This is a genomic window from Benzoatithermus flavus, assembly GCF_037908215.1.
GTDB lineage: Bacteria > Pseudomonadota > Alphaproteobacteria > Geminicoccales > Geminicoccaceae > Benzoatithermus > Benzoatithermus flavus.
This window is the reverse complement of record NZ_JBBLZC010000015.1, coordinates 62727-82797: the sequence shown is the minus strand read 5'-3', so window position 1 is coordinate 82797 and position 20071 is coordinate 62727. Positions and strand designations below refer to the sequence as shown.

The 20071-nt window shown below is 67.8% G+C and carries 18 protein-coding genes; 7 read left to right on the top strand and 11 right to left on the bottom strand.

The features are described from left to right. Positions 1 to 40 precede the first annotated feature (40 nt). A complete protein-coding gene (locus U1T56_RS15425; protein WP_418160379.1) occupies positions 41 to 520 on the bottom strand; it encodes an Hsp20 family protein in 480 nt (159 codons plus the stop codon). An 864-nt stretch (positions 521 to 1384) separates the two neighbouring features. On the opposite strand from U1T56_RS15425, the gene U1T56_RS15420 reads away from it, so the two are divergent. Further along, entirely contained in the window at positions 1385 to 2641 is a 1257-nt protein-coding gene (locus tag U1T56_RS15420) for a D-amino acid dehydrogenase (RefSeq protein ID WP_418160378.1), read from the top strand. Positions 2642 to 2656: 15 nt separating this feature from the next. Then, positions 2657 to 3463, top strand: a complete 807-nt coding sequence (locus U1T56_RS15415) for a maleate cis-trans isomerase family protein (protein ID WP_418160377.1) — start codon at positions 2657 to 2659, stop codon at positions 3461 to 3463. Here the strand turns inward: U1T56_RS15415 and U1T56_RS15410 are convergent. The 6 genes from U1T56_RS15410 to U1T56_RS15385 form a co-directional block, all read right to left on the bottom strand. Further along, positions 3451 to 4434 carry a branched-chain amino acid ABC transporter permease gene (locus U1T56_RS15410; protein ID WP_418160376.1) on the bottom strand — a complete coding sequence of 328 codons (984 nt, stop codon included), beginning with the start codon at positions 4432 to 4434 and terminating at the stop codon, positions 3451 to 3453. The genes U1T56_RS15415 and U1T56_RS15410 overlap by 13 nt on opposite strands. Further along, positions 4431 to 5336, bottom strand: a complete 906-nt coding sequence (locus tag U1T56_RS15405) for a branched-chain amino acid ABC transporter permease (RefSeq protein WP_418160375.1) — start codon at positions 5334 to 5336, stop codon at positions 4431 to 4433. The genes U1T56_RS15410 and U1T56_RS15405 overlap by 4 nt, the downstream gene beginning before the upstream one ends. A 3-nt stretch (positions 5337 to 5339) precedes the next feature. Beyond that, entirely contained in the window at positions 5340 to 6050 is a 711-nt protein-coding gene (locus U1T56_RS15400) for an ABC transporter ATP-binding protein (protein WP_418160374.1), read from the bottom strand. Positions 6051 to 6063: 13 nt separating this feature from the next. Beyond that, on the bottom strand, positions 6064 to 6783 hold the full coding sequence (locus tag U1T56_RS15395) for an ABC transporter ATP-binding protein (protein ID WP_418160373.1): 720 nt from the start codon (positions 6781 to 6783) through the stop codon (positions 6064 to 6066). A 75-nt stretch (positions 6784 to 6858) separates the two neighbouring features. Continuing rightward, on the bottom strand, positions 6859 to 8178 hold the full coding sequence (locus tag U1T56_RS15390; protein ID WP_418160372.1) for an ABC transporter substrate-binding protein: 1320 nt from the start codon (positions 8176 to 8178) through the stop codon (positions 6859 to 6861). Between the two features lie 83 nt (positions 8179 to 8261). Then, a complete protein-coding gene (locus U1T56_RS15385; protein WP_418160371.1) occupies positions 8262 to 8822 on the bottom strand; it encodes a Uma2 family endonuclease in 561 nt (186 codons plus the stop codon). Positions 8823 to 8956: 134 nt separating this feature from the next. Between U1T56_RS15385 and U1T56_RS15380 the strand changes: the two genes are divergently transcribed. Beyond that, positions 8957 to 9832, top strand: a complete 876-nt coding sequence (locus U1T56_RS15380) for a hypothetical protein (RefSeq protein WP_418160370.1) — start codon at positions 8957 to 8959, stop codon at positions 9830 to 9832. A gap of 16 nt (positions 9833 to 9848) precedes the next feature. On the opposite strand, the gene U1T56_RS15375 is transcribed toward U1T56_RS15380, so the two are convergent. The 3 genes from U1T56_RS15375 to U1T56_RS15365 all read right to left on the bottom strand — a co-directional run bounded on the left by U1T56_RS15375 (position 9849) and on the right by U1T56_RS15365 (position 14298). After that, positions 9849 to 10691, bottom strand: coding sequence for a sigma-70 family RNA polymerase sigma factor (locus tag U1T56_RS15375; protein ID WP_418160369.1), 843 nt, complete (start codon positions 10689 to 10691; stop codon positions 9849 to 9851). Positions 10692 to 10763: 72 nt separating this feature from the next. Then, positions 10764 to 11153 carry a response regulator gene (locus U1T56_RS15370; RefSeq protein WP_418160368.1) on the bottom strand — a complete coding sequence of 130 codons (390 nt, stop codon included), beginning with the start codon at positions 11151 to 11153 and terminating at the stop codon, positions 10764 to 10766. Further along, positions 11137 to 14298 carry a CheR family methyltransferase gene (locus tag U1T56_RS15365; protein WP_418160367.1) on the bottom strand — a complete coding sequence of 1054 codons (3162 nt, stop codon included), beginning with the start codon at positions 14296 to 14298 and terminating at the stop codon, positions 11137 to 11139. Before U1T56_RS15365 ends, U1T56_RS15370 begins: the two co-directional genes overlap by 17 nt. A gap of 213 nt (positions 14299 to 14511) precedes the next feature. Here U1T56_RS15365 and U1T56_RS15360 point away from each other — a divergent pair, with 213 nt between their 5' ends. The 4 genes from U1T56_RS15360 to U1T56_RS15345 all read left to right on the top strand — a co-directional run bounded on the left by U1T56_RS15360 (position 14512) and on the right by U1T56_RS15345 (position 18906). Continuing rightward, entirely contained in the window at positions 14512 to 15558 is a 1047-nt protein-coding gene (locus U1T56_RS15360; RefSeq protein WP_418160366.1) for a chemotaxis protein CheB, read from the top strand. Positions 15559 to 15630: 72 nt separating this feature from the next. Continuing rightward, positions 15631 to 16317, top strand: coding sequence for a hypothetical protein (locus tag U1T56_RS15355; RefSeq protein WP_418160365.1), 687 nt, complete (start codon positions 15631 to 15633; stop codon positions 16315 to 16317). A gap of 196 nt (positions 16318 to 16513) precedes the next feature. Beyond that, positions 16514 to 17449, top strand: a complete 936-nt coding sequence (locus tag U1T56_RS15350) for a glycosyltransferase family 2 protein (protein ID WP_418160407.1) — start codon at positions 16514 to 16516, stop codon at positions 17447 to 17449. 245 nt (positions 17450 to 17694) lie between these two features. Beyond that, the gene (locus U1T56_RS15345; RefSeq protein ID WP_418160364.1) at positions 17695 to 18906 is read left to right on the top strand and encodes a glycosyltransferase family 4 protein; all 1212 of its coding nucleotides are present in this window, start codon (positions 17695 to 17697) and stop codon (positions 18904 to 18906) included. Here the strand turns inward: U1T56_RS15345 and U1T56_RS15340 are convergent. After that, complete coding sequence (locus U1T56_RS15340; protein ID WP_418160363.1) at positions 18890 to 20065, bottom strand: class I SAM-dependent methyltransferase; 1176 nt, start codon at positions 20063 to 20065, stop codon at positions 18890 to 18892. The two genes, U1T56_RS15345 and U1T56_RS15340, sit on opposite strands and share 17 nt — an antisense overlap. Positions 20066 to 20071 lie beyond the last annotated feature (6 nt).

The following is a 20071-nucleotide window of genomic DNA, read 5'->3' as shown; positions in this document are numbered from 1 at the left end:
CGCTCCGCTGCCCTGACGGCCCCTCGTCTCCGAAGTCGGGTCAGGCCGCTGCGGCCTCGCTCGCGGGCGTGCCCTCGATCACGCGCGGCTGCGGCTTCTCCCTGCCGATCTCGATCTTGCGCGGCTTCATCGCTTCGGGCACCTCGCGCTCGAGCTCGATGTCGAGCAGACCGTCACGCAGTTTCGCACCCACGACCTTCACGTGGTCGGCGAGCTGGAAGCGGTGCTCGAAGGAGCGCTGGGCGATACCGCGATGGAGATACTCGACCCCCTTCTCGGGCTCCTGGATCTGCCCCTTCACGGTCAGGAGACCGCCATGGGCGGTGATGTCCAGGTCACGCTCGGAGAAGCCGGCGGCCGCCATCGAGATGCGGTACTTGTCCTGACCGAGCTTCACGATGTTGTAAGGGGGATAAGTGTTGTCGCGGCTGGCGTCGCGAAAAGCCGACTCGATCAGCTTGTCGAGATGGTCGAAGCCGATGGTCGACCGGAAGAGCGGGGAAAGATCGAGATTACGCATCACACGTCCTCCAATTGAGCGACTGTGCAGATTGCCCGTCGTTTGACCGGGCTCGGGGCGGCTGCCGTATCGTTCTCGATCCCGACTGCCGCCTGACGTGCCGGTATTTGGGAAGCGATGTTTTCGGACACAAGGGGGCGTGGCGGATTTTTCGACATGCGCTCGCGAGGACGGCGTTCGGGGCGCCCTTGCCGAGCCTCGCCCATAGGTGAGACGGCTCGCGCAACCGTGTGCCGGCGAGCGTGTTTTCTCGCGGAACCGTGTACCGGGGTGATGCTTGCTCACGCCATATCTGCATCCGACCCTTCTGCCGAGGCTCTGAGCAACCAGCAGATGACCAAGACTCTTTTCACTCCGCGGGAACACGATCGAGCCCGCATCCTCGCGCTCGGCCTGGCGCCGCCGATGTGTCTGCGACGCAAGGGCAAGATGTGTCGCGTCACGGCGCACGAGAGGGCGGGTCTCGTCCGTCCGCACGTGACGCCGCGGCTTCCCCGAACGCAGAGGCCCGGCTGGCCGCCCCAGAGAGGCGACCCGATGCGCGGCCTGGCTTGGGCGCTTCTCCTCGCGTTGCCGTTCTGGATGATCGTGCTCGCCCTCCTGAGGCGCGCGCTGTAGCCGCGCGGATATCGGTTCCTGCCCTCGTCCGAAGGTGGTTTTCCCCAGCCGGGCGGAGCCTCTTTCTGACACAGCCATGTGCGTGGTGCAGACATGGCGGGCTGCCGGCCGTCTTCCCCTCGCCTGCCGCCGTCGCCTAAGCTCGCCGTGACGACGAGAACGGGGAGGGCAGATGGCGATCCGGTATCATCGGCTGGACGAGCGCGTCGGCAGCACCATCGCGCGTAGCGCTGGATGGCGGCGAGGATGATGCAGATGCGGGTCGCCGTTCTGGGGGCAGGTGTCATCGGAGTCGCGACGGCCTACGAGCTCTGGTGCGACGGGCACGAGGTCGTGGTCGTGGACCGGCGCGAGGAGCCGGCGAGCGAGACCTCCTATGCCAATGCGGGCATGATCGCACCGGGCCATGCCTATGCCTGGTCGTCGCCCAAGGCCGTGAAGACCCTCTTCCGGGCACTGTGGCGCGACGATCTGGCGCTGCGCTTCCGTTTCCAGGCCGATCCCCAGTTCTGGCGCTGGTGCTGGAAGTTCTATCGCCAGTGCACGAGCGAGCGGGCGGCCTACAACACGCGCCGCAAGGTGGCTTTATGCCTCTACAGCCAGCAGCGGCTGCACGGGGTCGTGGCCGACACCGGCATCGCCTATGGTGCCAGGCGGGGCGGAGCGCTCTATCTCTACCGCCGGCGCGAGGGGCTCGAGCGGGCCGCGGCCACGGCGCAGATTCTGCGCGACGAGGGCGTCGAGGTGCGCATGGTGAGCCCCGACGAGGCGGCCGAGATCGACCCCGTCTACGAGCCCGTGCGCGACCGGTTCGCCGGCGCTCTCTACGCCCCCGGCGACGAGAGCGGCGATGCGCGCCTGTTCACGCGCAGGCTCGCGGCCTGGCTCGGCGAGCGCGGGGTCGCGTTCCGCATGGGCGAGACGATCCGGGGCATCGAGACCGAGGCCGACCGGGTCACAGGTGTTCGCACCGACAAGGGGAAGCTCCAGGCCGACGCCTACGTGCTCTCGCTCGGCTGCTACAGCGCGCCCGTGGGCCGGACCATCGGGCTCGATCTCCCGGTCTACCCGATCAAGGGCTATTCCGTGACGCTGCCGATCGAGGGGCGCAACAATCCGCCCACGCTTTCGGGTGTGGACGAGGACAACCTGTTCGCGTTCGCGAACTATGGTGATCGGGTGCGGATGACCGCCATCGCCGAGTTCGCGGGCTACGACTGGTCCTACCGGCCGGAAGACTTCGCGCCCATGCTGAAAGCGGCGAAGGAGCTGTTTCCCGATGCCGGCAACTACGACGAGCCCGAATACTGGGCGGGCTTGCGGCCGATGACGCCGGACAACCTGCCGATCTTCGGCCGCGGCCGGCTCGCCAACTTATGGGTCAACACGGGCCACGGCCACATGGGCTGGACCTGGGCCTGCGGCTCGGCGCGGATCACGGCGGATCTTCTCGCGGGCCGCACGCCGGAGCACGACGTCTCGACCATGATGCTGCGGCACTGAAGGGGAGGGCGAGGCATGGACAGCGGCGTCATCGAGGAAGAATTCGTCAACCGCACCCATCTTCCGCACACGCTCGATGCGGGTATCGCGGCGCGGGCGCGGCTGGGACTCATCGTGCTCGCGACCGACCAGACGATCGAGCACGAATGGCGCCTGATCATGACCGGGCTCGACGGTGTCGCACTCTACGAGAGCCGGATCTGGAACGACGCGAAAATCACGCCCGAGACTCTGCGGGCGATGGAGGCCCGGATCGCGGACTGTGCCGCCGTCATCATGCCGGGCCTGCCGCTTCAGGTCGTGGCGTTCGGCTGCACCTCGGCCGCCATGGTGATCGGCGAGGAGGGCGTGTTCGCGAAGATCCGCGAAGCCCGGCCCGAGGCCAAGGGGACCACGCCCGTGACGGCCGCGTTCGCCGCGTTCCGGGCGTTCGGGGCGCAGCGCATCGCCGTGCTCACGCCCTACCGCGACGACGTCAACCGGGCCGTGCGGCGCTACATCGAGGCGCGGGACTTCGCCGTGCCGGTGTTCGGTTCGTTCAACGAGGAGGACGACTTACGCGCGGCCCGGATCGACGTGGCCTCGATCCGGGATGCGGCGGTCGAGCTCGGCCGCGATCCGCGCGTCGATGCCGTGTTCGTCTCCTGCACGAGCCTCCGCGTGGCGGAAGTGGCGCGCGAGATCGAGGCTGCCTTGGGTAAGCCCGTGACCTCGAGCAACCACGCCATGGCCTGGCACAGCCTCCGGCTCGCCGGCATCGACGACCGGCTGCCGCGGTGGGGCCGGCTGTTCGAGCTGCCGCTGTCGTCTCACCAGAGATAGCGCCGCAGGCCGGCGAGGCCCTTGGGCAGGAACAGGATGACGGTGATCAGGAGCGTTCCGTAGATCACGAGCCGCCAAGCCTCGAGCGAGCGGAAATATTCCTGCAGCCCGATCAGGAGGAAGGCCGCGAACAGTGAGCCCCAGAGCGTGCCGCGCCCGCCGACATAGGCGATGGTCAGGATCTCGACCGTGCGCGGCACGCCGAACTCCTCCGGTGTGGGCGTAAGAATGCCGAGATAGCGGCAGTAGAAGGCGCCCACGACCCCGGTGAAGGCGGAAGCCAGCGTGAAGTTGAGCAGCTTCAGCCGGACCGTGTCGAGCCCGAGGCTCTGTGTCGCGAGCTCGTCCTCGCGCATGGCCCTGAAGGCGAGACCGACACGCGAGCGTAAGAGAAGCGCCATCGCGATCAGGATCGCAGCCCCCAAGATCAGGAGAAGATAGTAGTAGGAAAGGAGCTGGCCGCGGGCGAAGCTGACGCCGAAGAGGTCGGGGAACGGGACGACGTTGAGGCCCATCACGCCGCGCGTGTAGTCGGTGGCGTTCGAGATCGTCAGGCGGATGGCCTCGGCCAGGAACCAGGTGGTGAGGCCGAGATAGAGCCCGCGCAGCCGCAGCGTGACGACGCCGGTGAAGAGGCCCAGGAGCGCCCCGGCGAGCCCGCCCAGAATAAGGCCCAGCCACGGGTTCACGTCGTAATGGAAGGTGGCGAGCGCCGAAGCGTAGGCGCCGACGGCGATGAAGCCAGCATAGCCGAAGTTGGTGAGGCCGGCGAAGCCGATCATCAGGTCGTAGATCGCACCCAGAATCCCGAACATCACGGCCGAGATGAAGATGGTCGTGATGTAGGGGTTGCCGGACCAGGGCGGGATCAGGACGAGGAGCAGGAGCAGCACCGCCACCTTGAGCCAGCGGGCGGGCGGGCTGCGCCACCAGCCGGATGCCGCCGCCGGCGTCTCCACGGCCGTCCTCATGGCCGTTCTCCCTGGCGCGTGAACAGCCCTTGCGGCCGCAGGATCAGGACGAGGATGATGACGATGGGGGTGAGCACGTTCTGCCAGCCGGCGGAGAGGAAGAAGATGGCGTAAGCCTCGACGATCCCGAGCAGGATGCCGCCGGCGATCGCGCCCACGACGTTGCCCAAGCCCCCCAGGATCACGACCGCGAAGGCCTTGAGCGAGGGCTGGTAGCCCACGGTCGGGAAGGCCGGGAAGATCGAGATCAGAAGCGCTCCCGCCGCACCCGCGAGTGCTGCACCGATGCCGAACGAGATCGTGTAGATCCTGGGCGTGTCGATGCCGAGTGTCTGCGCGGCTTCTGGATGCTGGGCGGTGGCGCGGATCGCCTTGCCGAGCGGGGTGAACTTCACGAAGGCGCCGAGCGCCAGGACCAGCGCGGTCGCGACCAGCAGGATCATCAGCCGCTCGTAGGTGATCGTGACCGGGCCGATGTCGAAGCTGCCCGGCAGCAGCGTCGCGACCCCGCGGCGCGTGCTGCCGAAGGCGAGAAGGGCCAGGTTCTGCAGGACCACCATGAGGCCGATCGTGAGCACGAAGGAATCGATCAGCCAGTTACGCCCTGAGCGCCGGCGCAAAGGCTCGATCAGGCCGCGCTCGATCAGAGCACCCACGAGGAAGAGGAGCGCTGCGGCGGCGGCGACGCCGACGACGAAGGGCAGGCCCAGCACGCTCACGCAGAAGAACATCGCGTAGGTGCCGAGCATGAAGAGCTCGCCCTGCGCGAAGTTGACGATGCCGAGGATGCCGAAGATCAGCGCCAGGCCCACGCCCATGAGCGCGTACATGGCACCTCGGACGAGGCCCTGGAAGACGAGTTCGGAGAGGATCGCGGGATCGAGGAGGAGGCTCAGGTCCATGGCTCAGAGCCACTCCCGCACGATGGCATCGAGCCTTTCATGGAACTGCTCCGCCGGCCCCTGACGGCTGTTCTCGCCGAGGTTCAGGACATAGACCCAATCCGCGATGCCGATTGCCTGCTTCACGTTCTGGTCCACGATCAGGATGGTGTAGCGGTCCTCCTTGAGGCGCGCGATCTCGGCATAGACCTCGTCGACCAGCTTCGGCATGAGGCCGACCGAGGGCTCGTCGAGCAGCAGGGTCCTGGGACCCGTCATGGTGAGCCGCGCCACCTCCAGAAGGCGCTGCTCGCCGCCCGAGAGCGCGCCCGCCGGCCGCCGCCGGCGCTCCTTGAGCTGGGGATAGCGGCCGTAGATCCGCTCGAAGGCCTCGCGCACGCGCGCCTTGTCTTTACGGATCGTCCAGGCCCCCAGCTCCAGGTTCTCCTCGACCGTCATGGCGGGAAAGGTGCTCCGTCCCTGCAGCAGGTAGGCGATGCCGTGCTCGAGCATCCGGGCCGGCGCCAATCCTGTGAGCGGTGTGCCGTCGTGCGTGATCGTGCCGGCACTCGGCCGGAGATAGCCGTAGATGGTGCGCAGGAGCGTCGACTTGCCGGCCCCGTTCGGGCCGATGATCACGGTGACGAGGCCGGTCCTGGCCTCGAGCGTGACGCCTTTGAGGATCGGCGCCTCGCGGCTGTAGCCTGCAGTGACGCCCTCGACACGGAGGCTCATGGCGGCATTCCCCTCAATGGCCGAGATAGGCTTCGATCACCGCCGGGTCCTCGCGAACTTGCGCGGGTGTGCCGCGAGCGATGGTCCTGCCCGCCGCGAGCACGGTGACGTCGCCGCAGAGCCGCATCACCGAGGGCATCTCGTGGCTGATGAGGAGAAAGGTGCGGCCGTCCTTGGCGTTGGTCTCGAGCACGAGCTCGGTCAGCCGGTCGACCAGCGCCGGGTTGACGCCGCCGAAGGGTTCGTCGAGCAGGATGAGCTCGGGCTCGGCCATGAGCGTCCGCATGAACTCGAGCAGCTTCTTCTGTCCGCCCGAGATCTCGGCCGCCGGGCTGTGCTCGAGTCGCGACAGGCCGGCGAGCGAGAGCAGATGACGCGCCTTCTCGACCGCCGCTCGATGCGCCATGCGCTGCGGCACGGTGGGTACCAGCATGTTCTCGAGCAGGGTCAGCTCGTTGAAGACGCGCGCCACCTGGAAGGTCCGCCCGAGCCCGCGCCGCGCGATGTCGGTGACGCGGCGGCCCGTGATCGCCTCGCCTTTGAACGTGATGCTGCCGCTGGTCGCGGTATAGACTCCGTTGATGATGTTGAAGAGCGTGGTCTTGCCGGCTCCGTTGGGGCCGATGACGCCGTGGATCCGGCCGCGCTCCACGGCGAGCGACACGCCGTCGAGGACGACGACCCCGCCGAAGTTCTTGCGCAATTGCTCGACGACGAGAATGGGCTGCGCCATGTCGTGCCATGGCCTTTCGTTGCTCGGGCCGGGAAGAGGAGCGGGGAGGCCGGAGACCTCCCCGGATCGTCCGCCTCAGAGCCAGGGCGGCGCCTGGAACGGTTTTTCCGCGAACTCGGTCGGGTAGACCACGGCAGCCTTGCCGCCCATGAACTGGGCCATGGGGAAGAAGAAGCCCTGCATGAACGGCCCGGTCATCACCTCGTTGGGCGCCATGGCGTTGGGCCCGGCCTCGCTCGCGAACCGGTACAGGTTCCAGACACCCTTGTAGGACATGCTCCGGATCGTCTTCACCAGCGTGTCGAAGTCGAGCGTGCCGGCCGTGTTCAGCGCCTTGATCGCCATGCGGGCGTAATCGTAGCTGATGCCGCCCGCGGCGATGCTGGGCTCGGCGTCGAAGCGCTCCTTGTAATGCGCGAGCCAGGCCTTCTGCTCGGGCGAGATCGCATAAGGGCTGTCGATCGCCACCGCATAGTCCGAAGCGTCGCCCGTGAGCTGCGGCCACTCGTTGAACCAGGTGAGCCCGTGCGCGATCAGCAGCGCCTTGACGTTCTGCTGGCGGAACTGCTTGACGAAGTTCGCCACGGCCGTGCTGCCGGTCGAGGTCATGCCGACGAGCGAGACCTTCTTCGCCTTGTACTTGAGGAGCAGCGGACCGAACTCGGACTCGTCGAGCGCGGTCACGTCGTAGGGCTCGACCTCGAAGCCTGCCTCCTTGAGGCTCGTCATCGCGGCCTCGCCCCAGCCGCGGCCGAAATCCGTGTCCTCGACCAGGACGGCCGCCTTCATGTTGACGGGCTGCCACGCCTTGGTCTCGATGAAGTGCTTGAGCGGCGGCCCGTAGAGCCCGGCCAGGACCGGCGGCGCCGGCCAGCCCTTGAACCAGCCCTTGTATTTCTCGGGATCCTTTCTGATCTTCTCGGAGAGGAACTGGGTCTCGCCGAGATCGCCGAGATGCACGATCCGGTAGGTCGAGTTCAGCTCGCTCAGCGCCATCGCCACCGAGGAGTGCCAGCCGCTGATGAAGAAGTTGACCTTCTCGCGGGTGATCGCGTCGGTATAGGCCTTCACCGCCGTCTCGGGCGAGGACTGGCCGTCGACCCAGACGATCTCGACGTCGCGCTTCCTGCCGTCGATCGTGACCGGGATCTCGCCCGCGGCCCGGGCATCCTCGATCGCCAGCGTGACGCCGTTCCTGATCTCGGCACCCGTGCGGCTGGCCGGGCCCGTGAACGGCCCCTGCGAGCCGATCTTGAGCGGTGGCCCCGCCTCTTGCGCGAAGCCCGCGCGCCCGGCCACGGCCAGCGCCGCGGCGCCAGTGCCCGTCACCTGCAGGAGATGGCGGCGCGACAGCCCGCCGGCTCCCGTCGTTCTAGCCTCAACCCTGCTCGTCATCCCAAACTCTCCGGTTCAGGCGGGCGCGGCTTCGTTGTCGGTTCTTGCGCCCGGCCTCATCCTCGGAGCGCGGCGGGCCGTGGTCAACCGCGGAATGAGGCTCGGAGCCCGCTGTCGGCGTAGAGCTCGTCGAGCGGCACGAAGGCCTGCAGCACGCCGCTCTCGAAGACGGCGCTGCCGACGAGGTCCTGCCCGAGCCGGCCCTCGTCACCCCGCCGCCAGACCTGTGCCCAGCGCTTCTCGCTGTCGATCATCCAGATCTCCTGGACCGACGGCAGCGTCTTGTAGTCGTCGAGCTTGCGGCCGAGATCATGCGCCCGGGTATGAGGCGAGAGCACCTCGATCACGAGCAGAGGCTCGACGATCTCGGGTGCTGGCGGCTTGCAGGTGACGGCGATGTCGGCCTGCCACCAGGTCTGATCGTTGATCCGCACGCCGGCTTCGGCCTGGGGGCGGCAAGGCCGGCGGCTCCGAAGCGCCGCATGAATCAGCGCGGTAGCGTTCGCGGCGACGGTCCCGTGCGCGCCACCGGGCGGCGCCATCGCACGGATGACGCCGTCGACCAGCTCGTAGCGGGTGTCGGTGCCGTCGTCCCAGCGCAGGAACTCGTCGACGGTCATCCGCTTCTCGGCAGGCCCGGTCATGGGCGACCTCGTCGGCAATCCTCCTTCGATATTAAGCCCCCCACCTGCCGCCGCACCAGCATCCGCCCGCGACGATCTCCGCCTTGTGTGCCCGGAACGATTGTGTTGACTACCGCCGAGAACTGCGGAGGGACATGATGTTCCTTTTGAGCAAGCTGAAGGACGTGGATTTCTGGGAGCGCCAGCTCCGCGAGCGGCTGGCCGAGCCGATCCACCTCAACCTCATCAGCCTCTTCGTCTATTTCTTCGGCAGCTTTCGCGCCAAGGTCGCCTTCGACCTCGTCGAGCGCCGCCGCTATGCCTTTGCACTCCTCAAGGCCGCCGACTACGCCAAGGCGCAAGGGATCGGGAAGATCTACGCCCTCGAGTTCGGCGTCGCCGCCGGGGCCGGGCTCGTCAACCTCGCCTGGCTCGCCAGGCACGTCACCAAGGATACCGGCGTCGAGATCGGCATCGTCGGCTTCGACACCGGTACCGGCATGCCGCGGCCGGTGGACTACCGCGACTATCCCGAGGAGTTCATCGAAGGCGACTTCCCGCTGCCCGACAGGGAGGCGCTGCAGCGCAACCTGCCGCCCGGCGTGCGCGTGATCTACGGCCCCGTCGGCGAGACGGCGCGCGGCTTCGTCGAGAGCCTCGATGCCCCCGTGGGCTTCGTCTCGCTGGATCTCGCCTATTACTCCAGCACGGTCGACGCCATGCAGGCGCTTCTGGGTCCGGCCGAGAAGTACCTGCCGATGACGCTGGTCTATCTGGGTGCCGTGCTGATCGACAACGCCAACCCCGCCGTGGGCGAGCTTCTCGCCGTGCGCGAGTTCAACGAGCTGCACCGCTTCCGGCAGGTCCATCCGTTCAACTGCCTGCGCGACAAGCGGATCTTCAAGAACGCGATGTGGCACAACCACATCTACACGCTCCACGTCCTCGATCACCCGAAGCGGGCAGGCGTGGAGAAGCTGAAGCGCGACGTCTGGGTGCTGGAGCAGCCCTACACCGCCGCAGAGAGCTGATCCGGACCGACCGGCGCTAGGCAGTGGCCCCGATGACGGCGGAGGCGGGGCCGATGCCGCAGCCGAGCAGGAGCCGGTCGCGGTAGGCGTTGAGCATCACGAGATGCTCTTCGGCCCGGCGCAGCATGGCATATCCGGCATCGAGGTTGACCCGGGCGCGGCCGAGGCAATCGACGATCTTCTGGTAGCAGGTGAGCTGGAGCTCGGCCCGGACGATGAGCCGGTCGGTCTCGGCGAGAGCATCGAGAACCGGTGCAGGTGGCATCACCGGAACGGCGGTCACGGCAGGCGGCAGGCTTTCGATCGAGGGCAGGGCGGTGATCTCGACCTTGCTGCGCCGCTTCGCCGGGCGGACCGTGATCGCCCGAGACGGCTCCTCGCCGAGGAGCATCTGCTTCAGCAGGGTGCGTGCCCGATTGACGCGGCTCTTCACCGTGCCGATCTCGCAGCCGCAGACCTTCGCGACCTCTTCGTAGGGCAGGCCGTGCACGCCGACCAGTACCAGCGCCGTGCGGTGCTCCGACTTGAGCGCACCGAAGGCCCGCTTGAACGCGTCGATCTCGATGCTCTGCTCCTGGCTTGGCCGGATCCAGGACAGGCTCTCGAGATTGTCGGACGCGACCTCGGCCTTGACGTAGCTGCGCCGCTTCAGGCTGTGGAAGCGGTTGTGCACGATCTTGAGCAGCCAGGACTTGAGATTGGTGCCGGGCTGAAAGCTATCCCAGGAGCGCAGCGCAAGCAGGACCGCATCCTGCACGAGATCATCGGCCAGATGGGCATCGCCGCCCACCAAGCTGCGCGCGAAGCCACGCATCTCGGGGAGCAGAGCGACGATATCCTGTTGCGGATGCGTCATCATGCCTCCTGCGCTCAGAAATGGCTCGGGGGGAGGGCGGTTCCCCGAAGAGAAGCGCGCTGCCGGCATGGTCGCTCAGCGCGGGAGGATCGCCGCCCGTGTCAGGAGCTCGACGAGCAGCCGACCGCGGCACGGCTTCACGGCGGTCGGCCGATGACGGTGCCGCGGTGGCAGGATCTCGGGCTCGTAGCCGGTGACGAACACGAAGGGCACGTCGCGCTCGGCGAGCGCGTCCGCGAGCACGAACACCTTCTCCTGACCGAGATTGATGTCGAGCACGGCCGCATCGGGCCGCATCTCGTCGAGGAGGCGGATGGCCTCGCGCACCGAGGTGGCCAGACCCACGATCTCGTAGCCCTGCTGGCGCAAGGTGGCCTCCATGTCGAGCGCGATCAGCGCTTCGTCCTCGACGATCAGGACCCGGCGCCGTGCCGGGCTCTCGGGCTCCTCAGGCTTGCTGGCCATGCGCCGGCTCCGCGAACAGCATGGAATCGGCCAGAACCTTAATGGTAACGCACAATCCGCCCTCTTGGAACTCGGTCTTGACCGTGCCGCCGAGGTCGAAGCGCACCTCGCGGTCGATCAGCTCGGAGCCGAAGCCGGTGTTCTCCGGAGCCGAGATGGGCGGCCCGCCCGTCTCGCGCCAGCGCAGCACGAGGGCACTGGGCTTGCCGTCCTGCTGCTCGAGCGACCAGGTGAGCCGCACGCGGCCTTCGGGCACGGACAGAGCGCCGTGCTTCAGCGCGTTGGTGGTGAGCTCGTGGGCGATCAGGCCGAACGCGAGCGCCATCTTGGGCTTGAGAAGAATGGTCGGCCCTTCGAGCTCGACGCGCTCGGTGCCAGCCTGAGGCGTGAGTTCCGCGAGCAGGATCTCGCGCAGGCCCACCTCGCCCCACCGCTCGCGCGAGAGCAGGCCGTGCGAGCGGCCGAGCGCGTCGAGCCGGCCGAGGAAGCTCTCCAGGAACGCTTCTGGCGAGGCGGCTCGGATCATGGTCTGTCTGGCGATGGAGCCGACCACGGCCAGCATGTTGCGCACACGATGATTGAGCTCCTGGACCAGCATGCGCTGCTGCTGCTCGGCCTGAATCGTCACGGTGACGTCGACGAAGGTGACGAGAGCGCCCTCAATCGTGGCATCCATGCTCCGGTAGGGGAGGATCCGCATGAGATAGTGCAGGGACCCGCCACGGGCTGCGACCCGGCGCTCGACCGGCTGGCCGCTCTGGATGACGCTCCTCACATCCTCGGCGAGGCTGCCATAGTCGAGATGGGAGGTGATGTCGGTGAGCGGCCGTCCCCGGTCGCTCGGGATCAGGCTGAAGAGCCCGGTGGTGGCGGGGGTGAAGCTCCGGATCACGAGATCGCGATCGAGGAAGATGACCGCGATCTGGGTGCTCTCGAACAGGTTCCGGAGATCGGCATTGGTCTGGTTGAGCAGGTCGACCTTGGTGCCGAGCTCCTGGTTGACGGTCTGCAGCTCCTCGTTGATCGACTGGATCTCCTCCTTGCTGGTCTCGAGCTCCTCGTTGGCCGATTGGAGCTCCTCGTTCATCGAGACCAGCTCCTCATTGGCCGCCTTGAGCTCCTCCAGTGCCGTCTCGTACTCCTCGATGGTGGACTGCAGCCGCTCGCGCGTGTCGCGCAGCTCGACCTCGAGCTGGGCCGGGTTCGGGTCGCCATCGCCGGCAGCACCACGCCGTGCCGCCAGCGCCTCCTGGGTCATGGGGGAGCCGAGGTCGGTGAACAGCACGAGGAACAGAGGATCGGCATCCGAGTCGGCCAGGGGCTCGATCGCGAGATTGACGAGCTGGATGCGGTCCTCGACCTCGATAGCGATGTTCTCGCGCATCACGGTGCGGCGGGTCTCGATGGCTTTCTGCAGCGCGCTGCGAAGCTCAAGCCTGAGGCCTTTGCGTGCCATGGCGAGGAGCTGATGACCCGGCGGGCCGGGGGCCTGCTCCAGATATTTGCCTGTCCTCGGCGAGTAGTAGACGATGTTGCCGTCGCGGTTGACGATGACGTGCGCCGGCGCGAACTGCTCCAGCACCCTGGTCTCGACCAGCCGGCGCAGCGAGACGCCGGGCACGGCCTGATTGCCTCGGGCCGCTGTGGAATTGGCGAGCAGGCGGGGGCCCGGCAGGAGGAGCGGAAACTGCACCTGCGAGCCGACATGGTCGCGTCGCTGAAAGATGCGGCTCTTCTTGTCGAGCGGGGTGAACAGGTCGGGATGCTGGCTGACGTTCTCGGAAATGCCCAGGAACAGGATGCCGCCGGGGCGCAGCGCGTAGTGGAACACCGGGATCACCTGCCTCTGCAGCTCGGCGTCGAAGTAGATCAGAAGATTGCGGCAGGAGATCAGGTCGATCCGCGAGAAGGGCGGATCGCGCACCACGCTGTGGGCCGAGAAGATGCACATGTCGCGCAGCTCCTTCGACACCGTGTAGGTTCTGGCCTCCTCAGTGAAGAAGCGCTGCAGCCGCTCCGGCGAGACGTCCTCGACCGAGCTCGCGAGGTACCGGCCGGCGCGGGCCACGGCCAGGGCCGACTCGTCGATGTCGGTACCGAAGATCTGAACCTTGAACGGCGCGGACAGCCTGTCCATGTGCTCGTATAGGAGAATGGCAATGGAATAGACCTCCTCGCCCGTGGCACAGCCCGGAACCCAGACGCGGATCGTGCCGCCCGCACCTTTGCCTTCGAACAGCTTGGGCATCGCCAGGGTGGCCAGCGCCTCGAACGCCTCGTGATCGCGGAAGAAGCTGGTGACGCCGATCAGGAGATCGCGGAAGAGGAACGTCACCTCCTCCGGATCCTGTCGCAGCCGCTTGACGTATTCCCGGACATCGGTGAGCTGCACGACCTGCATGCGACGCTGGACGCGACGCAGGAAGGTCTTCTCCTTGTAGCGGCTGAAGTCGTGGCCGACTTGGTCGCGCAGGACGGCGCAGATCTGCCGCTTGATGTTCCTGGTATCCTCCTCCCGCGTCACCTCGCCCCGCCGGCTCACGATCCGCGCGGTTGGGCCGTAGCTTTGGACATAGGCCAGGAGCTTCTCTGCCATGTCCTCGACCGGCACCACGAGGTCGACGAGACCCGTGGCGATGGCGCTCTGCGGCATGCTCTCGTGACGCGGGCTGCTGTGGTCCCGTCCCTGCGCCAGAGCCAGTCCGCCATTCTCCTTGATGGCCTTGATGCCGAGCGTGCCGTCGCTGCCCCCGCCCGAGAGGACGATGGCGATCGCGTGCTCGCCCTGATCTTCCGCCAGGCTCGCGAAGAACAGATCGATCGGGTTGCGGGCCCGCCGCCCGTGCTCCTCGTCGGGATGCACCCTGAGCCGGCCCCGCTCGAGCGTGATGCGGCTCTTCGGGGAGACGACGTAGACGTGATCGGCGGCGACCCCCATGCCGTCGACGATCCGTTCCACCGGCATGCTGGTGAAGTGCTGCAGGACCTCGTCGGCGTGGCTCGCCTTGTCCGGCGCCAGGTGCAGGATGACGATGAACGCCATTCCCGTATCGGCCGGCATGTGCCGGAACAGACCTTCCAGAGCCTCGATGCCGCCGGCCGAGGCCCCGATGCCGACGACGAAGAGGTTTTCCTGCGCCTTCATCGAGGCGGTCACTCCCTTGATCGAGCCCGAGCCGCATGCTTTGCCGAGCGGGCCGTGTGGAAACGGCCATCACGAGCGCACGCAACGTCCCGAGGTGGCCGTCCTCTGCGGCAAATGACCGCAGATGGCCGATCGGAGCGGTCCTCGCGGAGCATGGCCCCCGTCCGGCGCGTTGTCTCCATCTCTTCGATGATACCATGCCGGCGAGAGAACGTGACGGGCTCCGATAATCAACCCTGCACGCGGGACGTGATCGTCGTCGGCGCTTCCGCCGGGGGCGTGGAAGCGCTGAGGGAGCTGGCGGCGAGCCTGCCCGCCGATCTGCCGGCAGCGATGTTCGTCACGATCCATCGCGGTAATGGACCGTCGAGCTATCTGCCCGACATCCTGGACGCGGCGGGACCGCTCGACGTCGAGCCGGCCGAGGAGGGAGCCCGGTTCGTGCGCGGCCGGATCTACGTGGCGCCACCCGATCGGCATCTTCTGGTCGGCCGAAACCACATTCATGTCCGGCGCGGCCCACGGGAGAACCGCGTGCGCCCGGCGATCGATCCGCTGTTCCGCTCGGCCGCCGTCAACTGCTCGGTCCGGGTGATCGGCATCCTGCTGACGGGCATGCTCGACGACGGTACGGCGGGATGCCTCGCGATCCGACGTTGCGGCGGGGTCACCGTGGTGCAGGATCCGAGCACGGCCGCGTACGCCGCCATGCCGCGCAGTGCCATCGCCCATGCCGCCGCCGACCACGTACGGCCGCTGTGCACGATCCCGCCTCTCCTCGCAGAGCTTGCCCGCCAGCCTTGCGCCCCGCCGGTCGAGGTGCCGGAGCGGCTGCGGATCGAGGCCTTGATCGCCGCCCAGGAGCTCCACATGGACCCGGACCAGAACCGGCTCGGCACGCTGGCGCCGCTGACCTGCCCGGAATGCCACGGCTCGATGTACGAGATCCGCGACGACGGATTCTTACGCTTTCGCTGCCATACCGGCCACAGCTTCACGGCCGAGAGCCTGCGCGAGGCGCAGCTCGAGGCGTGGGAGCAGGCTCTTTACGATGCGCTGAGGGCGCAAGAGGAGCAGCTCGTGCTCGTGCGCCGAATGGCGGGCGATGCGCAGGCGCGGGGCAAGCTCCAGCAGGTGTGCGAGTTCGAGCAGCGGGCGCGCAGCTACGAGGAGGGTGCCGAGATCATCCGACGGATGATCGCCGATGGTCCGATCGGGTTTCTGAAGGACTCCACCAGCCGGGGAACGGAGCAGAGCTGAGCAGCGCTGCCGATTGCCCGGCCGTTGGCAGGACGTGCTATCCTCGGCCGGTAGGCGCCAGCGCGAGGCTTCATGCCGAACCACCTCCTGCTTCACCTTGCCGTGCTCGGCGTCGGCTTGGCCTTGGGCCTGCACGGCACCGGCCATGCGGCAAGGGCGGAGACGTGCGGAAGCCTGGAGCCGGTTGCCCTGGAGATCCAGGTGAGGGCCGAAACACCAGAAGCACCCCGGATCGTGGCCGCATCCGAGACCGAGATCCGGCGGCGTGCCTTCGGCGCCGGACTCCACGACGACCGCCCCGACCGGCGGACGACCGGCCTCACCGCGACGCAGGTGGAAGGCCAGGCCGGCTACCGGCTCGCCCGGGCGGCGCTGCCGGGCCGGCAGATCTGCCTCGCCCTGCGATCGATCGAGGCCCGGATCGCCAATAGCGAGGTCGTCGTCTATGTCGACCGGCGCTACGCGGAAGGGAGCTGCGAGCGCGCTGCGATCCTCGATCACGAGCTCGCGCACGTGCGGATCAATCGCGAGGCCCTACAGCGCGGCCGGAAGAGCCTGCGCGCGCGGCTCGAGAGCGCCGTCGAGCCTTGGCGCGGCCGCTGGGTGCGCGAGAGCGAGCTCGGGACCATCGATGCCGCCATCGGCAACGCCGTGGCCGAAGGGCTGAAGGCCGTCCGGGCTGATGCTGCGCGGCTGCACGCACAGCTGGATACGCCTGAATCATACGCCAGGACGCAGCGGCGATGTGCCGGCTGGTGATCGACCGATCTGTCGGCTAAGACAAATCATCCGGCTCGCGCTCAACCCGAGCGTTGGCGGGGCGAAACCCGCAGCAACGGCCTGTCGTTATTTCCCGGAATGTTGCGGCGGCCGCCTAGCGGCGGGACGGGGCGCGTGATAGCGGCGCGCCGGAGTGTGGATCCGGCCTGCCGGAGGAGATGGAATCTTGCCGCGCGTGAGCATCGGTTTGCCGGTCTTCAACGGCGAGAATTTTCTCGAGGATGCGGCGCGCTCCGTCCTTGCGCAGACCTTCGACGACCTCGAGCTCGTCATCTGCGACAATGCGTCGACCGACCGCACGGGCGAGATCGCGCGCGACCTCGCGGCCTCGGACCCGCGGGTGCGCTATTTCCGCAACGAGCGGAACCTGGGTGCCGCCCCCAACTACAACCGGACCTGGCACGAGAGCCGCGGCGAGTATTTCAAGTGGCTCTCGCACGACGACCGGCTGACGCCGACCTACGTCGAGGCCACGGTAACGGCCCTCGACGCAGCGCCCGACGCGGTCTTGTGCAACAGCGTCGTCGACTACATCGACGAGCACGGGATCGTGTTCGCGACCTACGACAGCGATCTCGGGGCGGCGAGCGGTCCCGATCCGGCGGCGCGCTTCGCGGCCATGGTGCTGCGCTCGCATTCTTGCGTCGATTTCTTCGGGATGACCCGGCGCCGTGCCATGGAAGGCTCGCTCCTGCACGCGAGCTTTCACGGCGCCGACCGTGCGTTCCTCGCCCAGATGGCGCTGCGCGGCCGCCTGCTGCAGCTTCCCGAGCATCTGGTCCAGATGCGCGAACATCGGCAGCGCTACACGCGGCAGCAGGCGGACGCGCGGGCGCGTGCCTTGTGGCACGACAGCAGCGGCAGGAAGCCGGTGGCGTTGCCGACGCTTAATCTCTATCACGAGTACATGCGTCTGGTGCGCGCGGAGTCCCTTACTCCCAGTCAGCGGCGCCGATGCTATAGGGTGCTGGCGCAGTGGTGGTGGGTGAACTGGAACCTCGTGCGGGTCGGCACGGATGCGATCGCTCTCCTGGCACCCGGCGTGGTCGGCCGGGCCGAACGGCTCAAGGCACGGCTGTTCGGTGCCGCCCCCGGCCATTTCGCCAACTAGCGGATTGGGGCATAGCTGGCGGCTTTCGAGAAGCTTTTGGTTGATAGATTTCTACTTTTGATGGATTATTCATGAATGGATGTCTTTCGCGAAGGTTGAGGGTTGGATTCAATGGAGCTTGAATATAGTATGGTCCTATCCAACCGATCCTTCCGGGCGGAGTTCTGAGGGTGATTCCTATCGAACGGCCACTGCGGATCGCCATGGTGGCAGCCTGTCCTCTGCCGGCCCGGCGAGGCACGCCGTTGCGGATCGAGCGCCTGGCGCAAGCACTCTCCGCCCGCGGGCACGATGTCGAGCTCGTCACCTATCATCTGGCCGAGGAGCGCGGCCAGTTCGATTTCCCCGTGCACCGGATCTACGGCCGGTTGGAGATCGGCAGCCTGCCGCCGGGGCCGACCCTGGCGAAGCTGGCCTTGTGGGATCCGACTCTCGCCCGCCTGTGCGCGCGTCGGCTCGACGAGCGTGGCTTCGACGTCATCCATGCGCATCACTTCGAGGGCCTGCTCGCCGCTGCCTGGGGACGCCGCGGCCACAGCGTGCCGCTGGTCTACGACGCGCACACCATGCTGGCGGGCGAGCTGCCGGCCTATGGCCAGTCGTGGCTGCGCCGCGCCGCCGTGAGCCTTGGCCGTTGCCTCGACGGCTGGATCCCGCGGCTCGCCGATCACATGATCGTGGTCACGGACGACATAGCACAGCAGCTCGCCGACCGGCACGGCTTCGACCCGCGCCGGATCACCGTCGTCCGCAACGGTGTCGAGGTCGCGAGCTTCGCGCCCGGCGGCAAGCCGCCGGCGGCCGCCCGGCCCGAGCTTCTGGTTTATACCGGCACGCTGGCTCCCTATCAGGGCATCGATCTCCTGCTGCAGGCGTTCGCCCAGGCGCTGGCCCAGCGCCCGCGGCTCCGCCTGCGGCTCCTGGTGAGTTCGAGCTTCGATCCGTTCATGCCGATGGCCCAGCGCCTCGGCATCGCCCATGCGCTCGAGGTGATCCGCGAGAACTTCGAGACCGTGCCGGCTCTCATGGCCGAGGCCGGCATCGCCCTCCTGCCGCGGGTGGATTGTCCGGGCCTGCCGCAGAAGCTCCTGAACTACATGGCGTCGGGGCGCGCGATCGTGGCTTTCGCGGGCTCCGCCAAGCTGGTCGAGCACGAGGTCAACGGTCTCGTCGTGCCGAACCACGATACCGATGCGTTCGCGCAGGCCATCGTGCGGCTCGCGGACGATCCGGCGCTGGCCGCGCGGCTGGGGCGGAACGCGCACCGGTTCGTGGTCGAGACCTCCACCTGGGAGAAGGCGGCCGAGCGCTGCGAGCGGGTCTATGCCGGTCTCCTCGGGATCGGGCGACCGGTCGAGAGCCGACCGGCGGAGCCGTCCTCGCTTCTGCCCCTGCCGCTCGCCAATGCCGGCGCATCGCAGGCCGTCGAGCGGGCGCCGCTCACGTCAGTGCGGTAACCTCCGGGGCGAGCCCGCGCCGGCGCAGCTCGGCTGCGATCTCCTCGACATAGATCGGGTTCATCACGACGACCACGTCCGGCCGCAGGCCCGAAAGGTCATCGGGGCCCACGATCGCGTGCCCCGTGCCGGCGAGATGCTTGCCGCGCTTGAAGGGGTTGATGTCGACCACGGCCGCGACCTCGTCCTCGAGGCCGAGCGTGGTGAGATAGCCCACGGCCTTCGAGCCCGAGCCCCAGAGCGCCACCGTCTTCCCCGCCCGCCGCCAGGCTTCGGCCTCGCCGCGTAGCTGCGCCAGCCGGGCCGCGATCCCGGCCGTGAAGCGCGCCACCTGCTCGCGCGTGCGGGCGACGTCGCCGGAAGATCCGAAGCTCGCCGCGGCCGGCTCGGCCTCGAGCATCAGGTACTGGCCGTCATAGGCCTTCCACTGGCGGGTGACCCTGAAGCCCGCCCGGCGAAAGGCGCTCGCGAGCGAGCCCGCGGTGAAGTAGTTGCAGTGCTCGTAGTAGATGTCCCAGAACGCCTGCTCGACCAGGATGCGCTCCATGTCGGGCAGCTCGAAGAACAGGGAAACGCCCCGCCGCTCGCCGATGCCGCGCCGGACGAGGCCGAGGAAACCTGAGACATCCGGGATGTGCTCGAGCGTGTGCCGGCAGCAGACGTGATCGGCATCGGCCGCGAGGTGGAGATAATCGGTCCCGTAGAGGTCCCGGATGAAGGTGAGCCGGTCCATGGCCGGGCTCGCCGTGCGCTCCGGGCGGTAGGCGGGATCGATGCCGATGCCGCGGCAGCCGGCACGCTCGCACAGAGCGACGAGGAACTCGCCCTTGCCGCAGCCGATCTCGAGCACGGTCTTGCCGCGAAGATCGTGCCGCTCGGCCAGCTCGTCGCACAAAGTCTCGAGGAAGCGGCGAAAGCGCGGCGAGAAGCCTTGCGTCTCCTCGTAGTCCGGCGAGTAGTCGAGCACGGTGGGATCGAACAGCCGGTTGAAGATGAAGCCGCAGTCCTCGCAGAAGGCGAGTTCGAGGTCGCGCTTGGGGAAAGCCAGCGCCGCCTCGCGCGTGTCGACAAGCAGGCAACTGTGCACCGGGATCGCCTCCACCCGGTAGAAGGGGAGGAGCCTCGTCCCGCCGCAGGCGGTGCAGGCGGTGGCGGTCATGGCGGC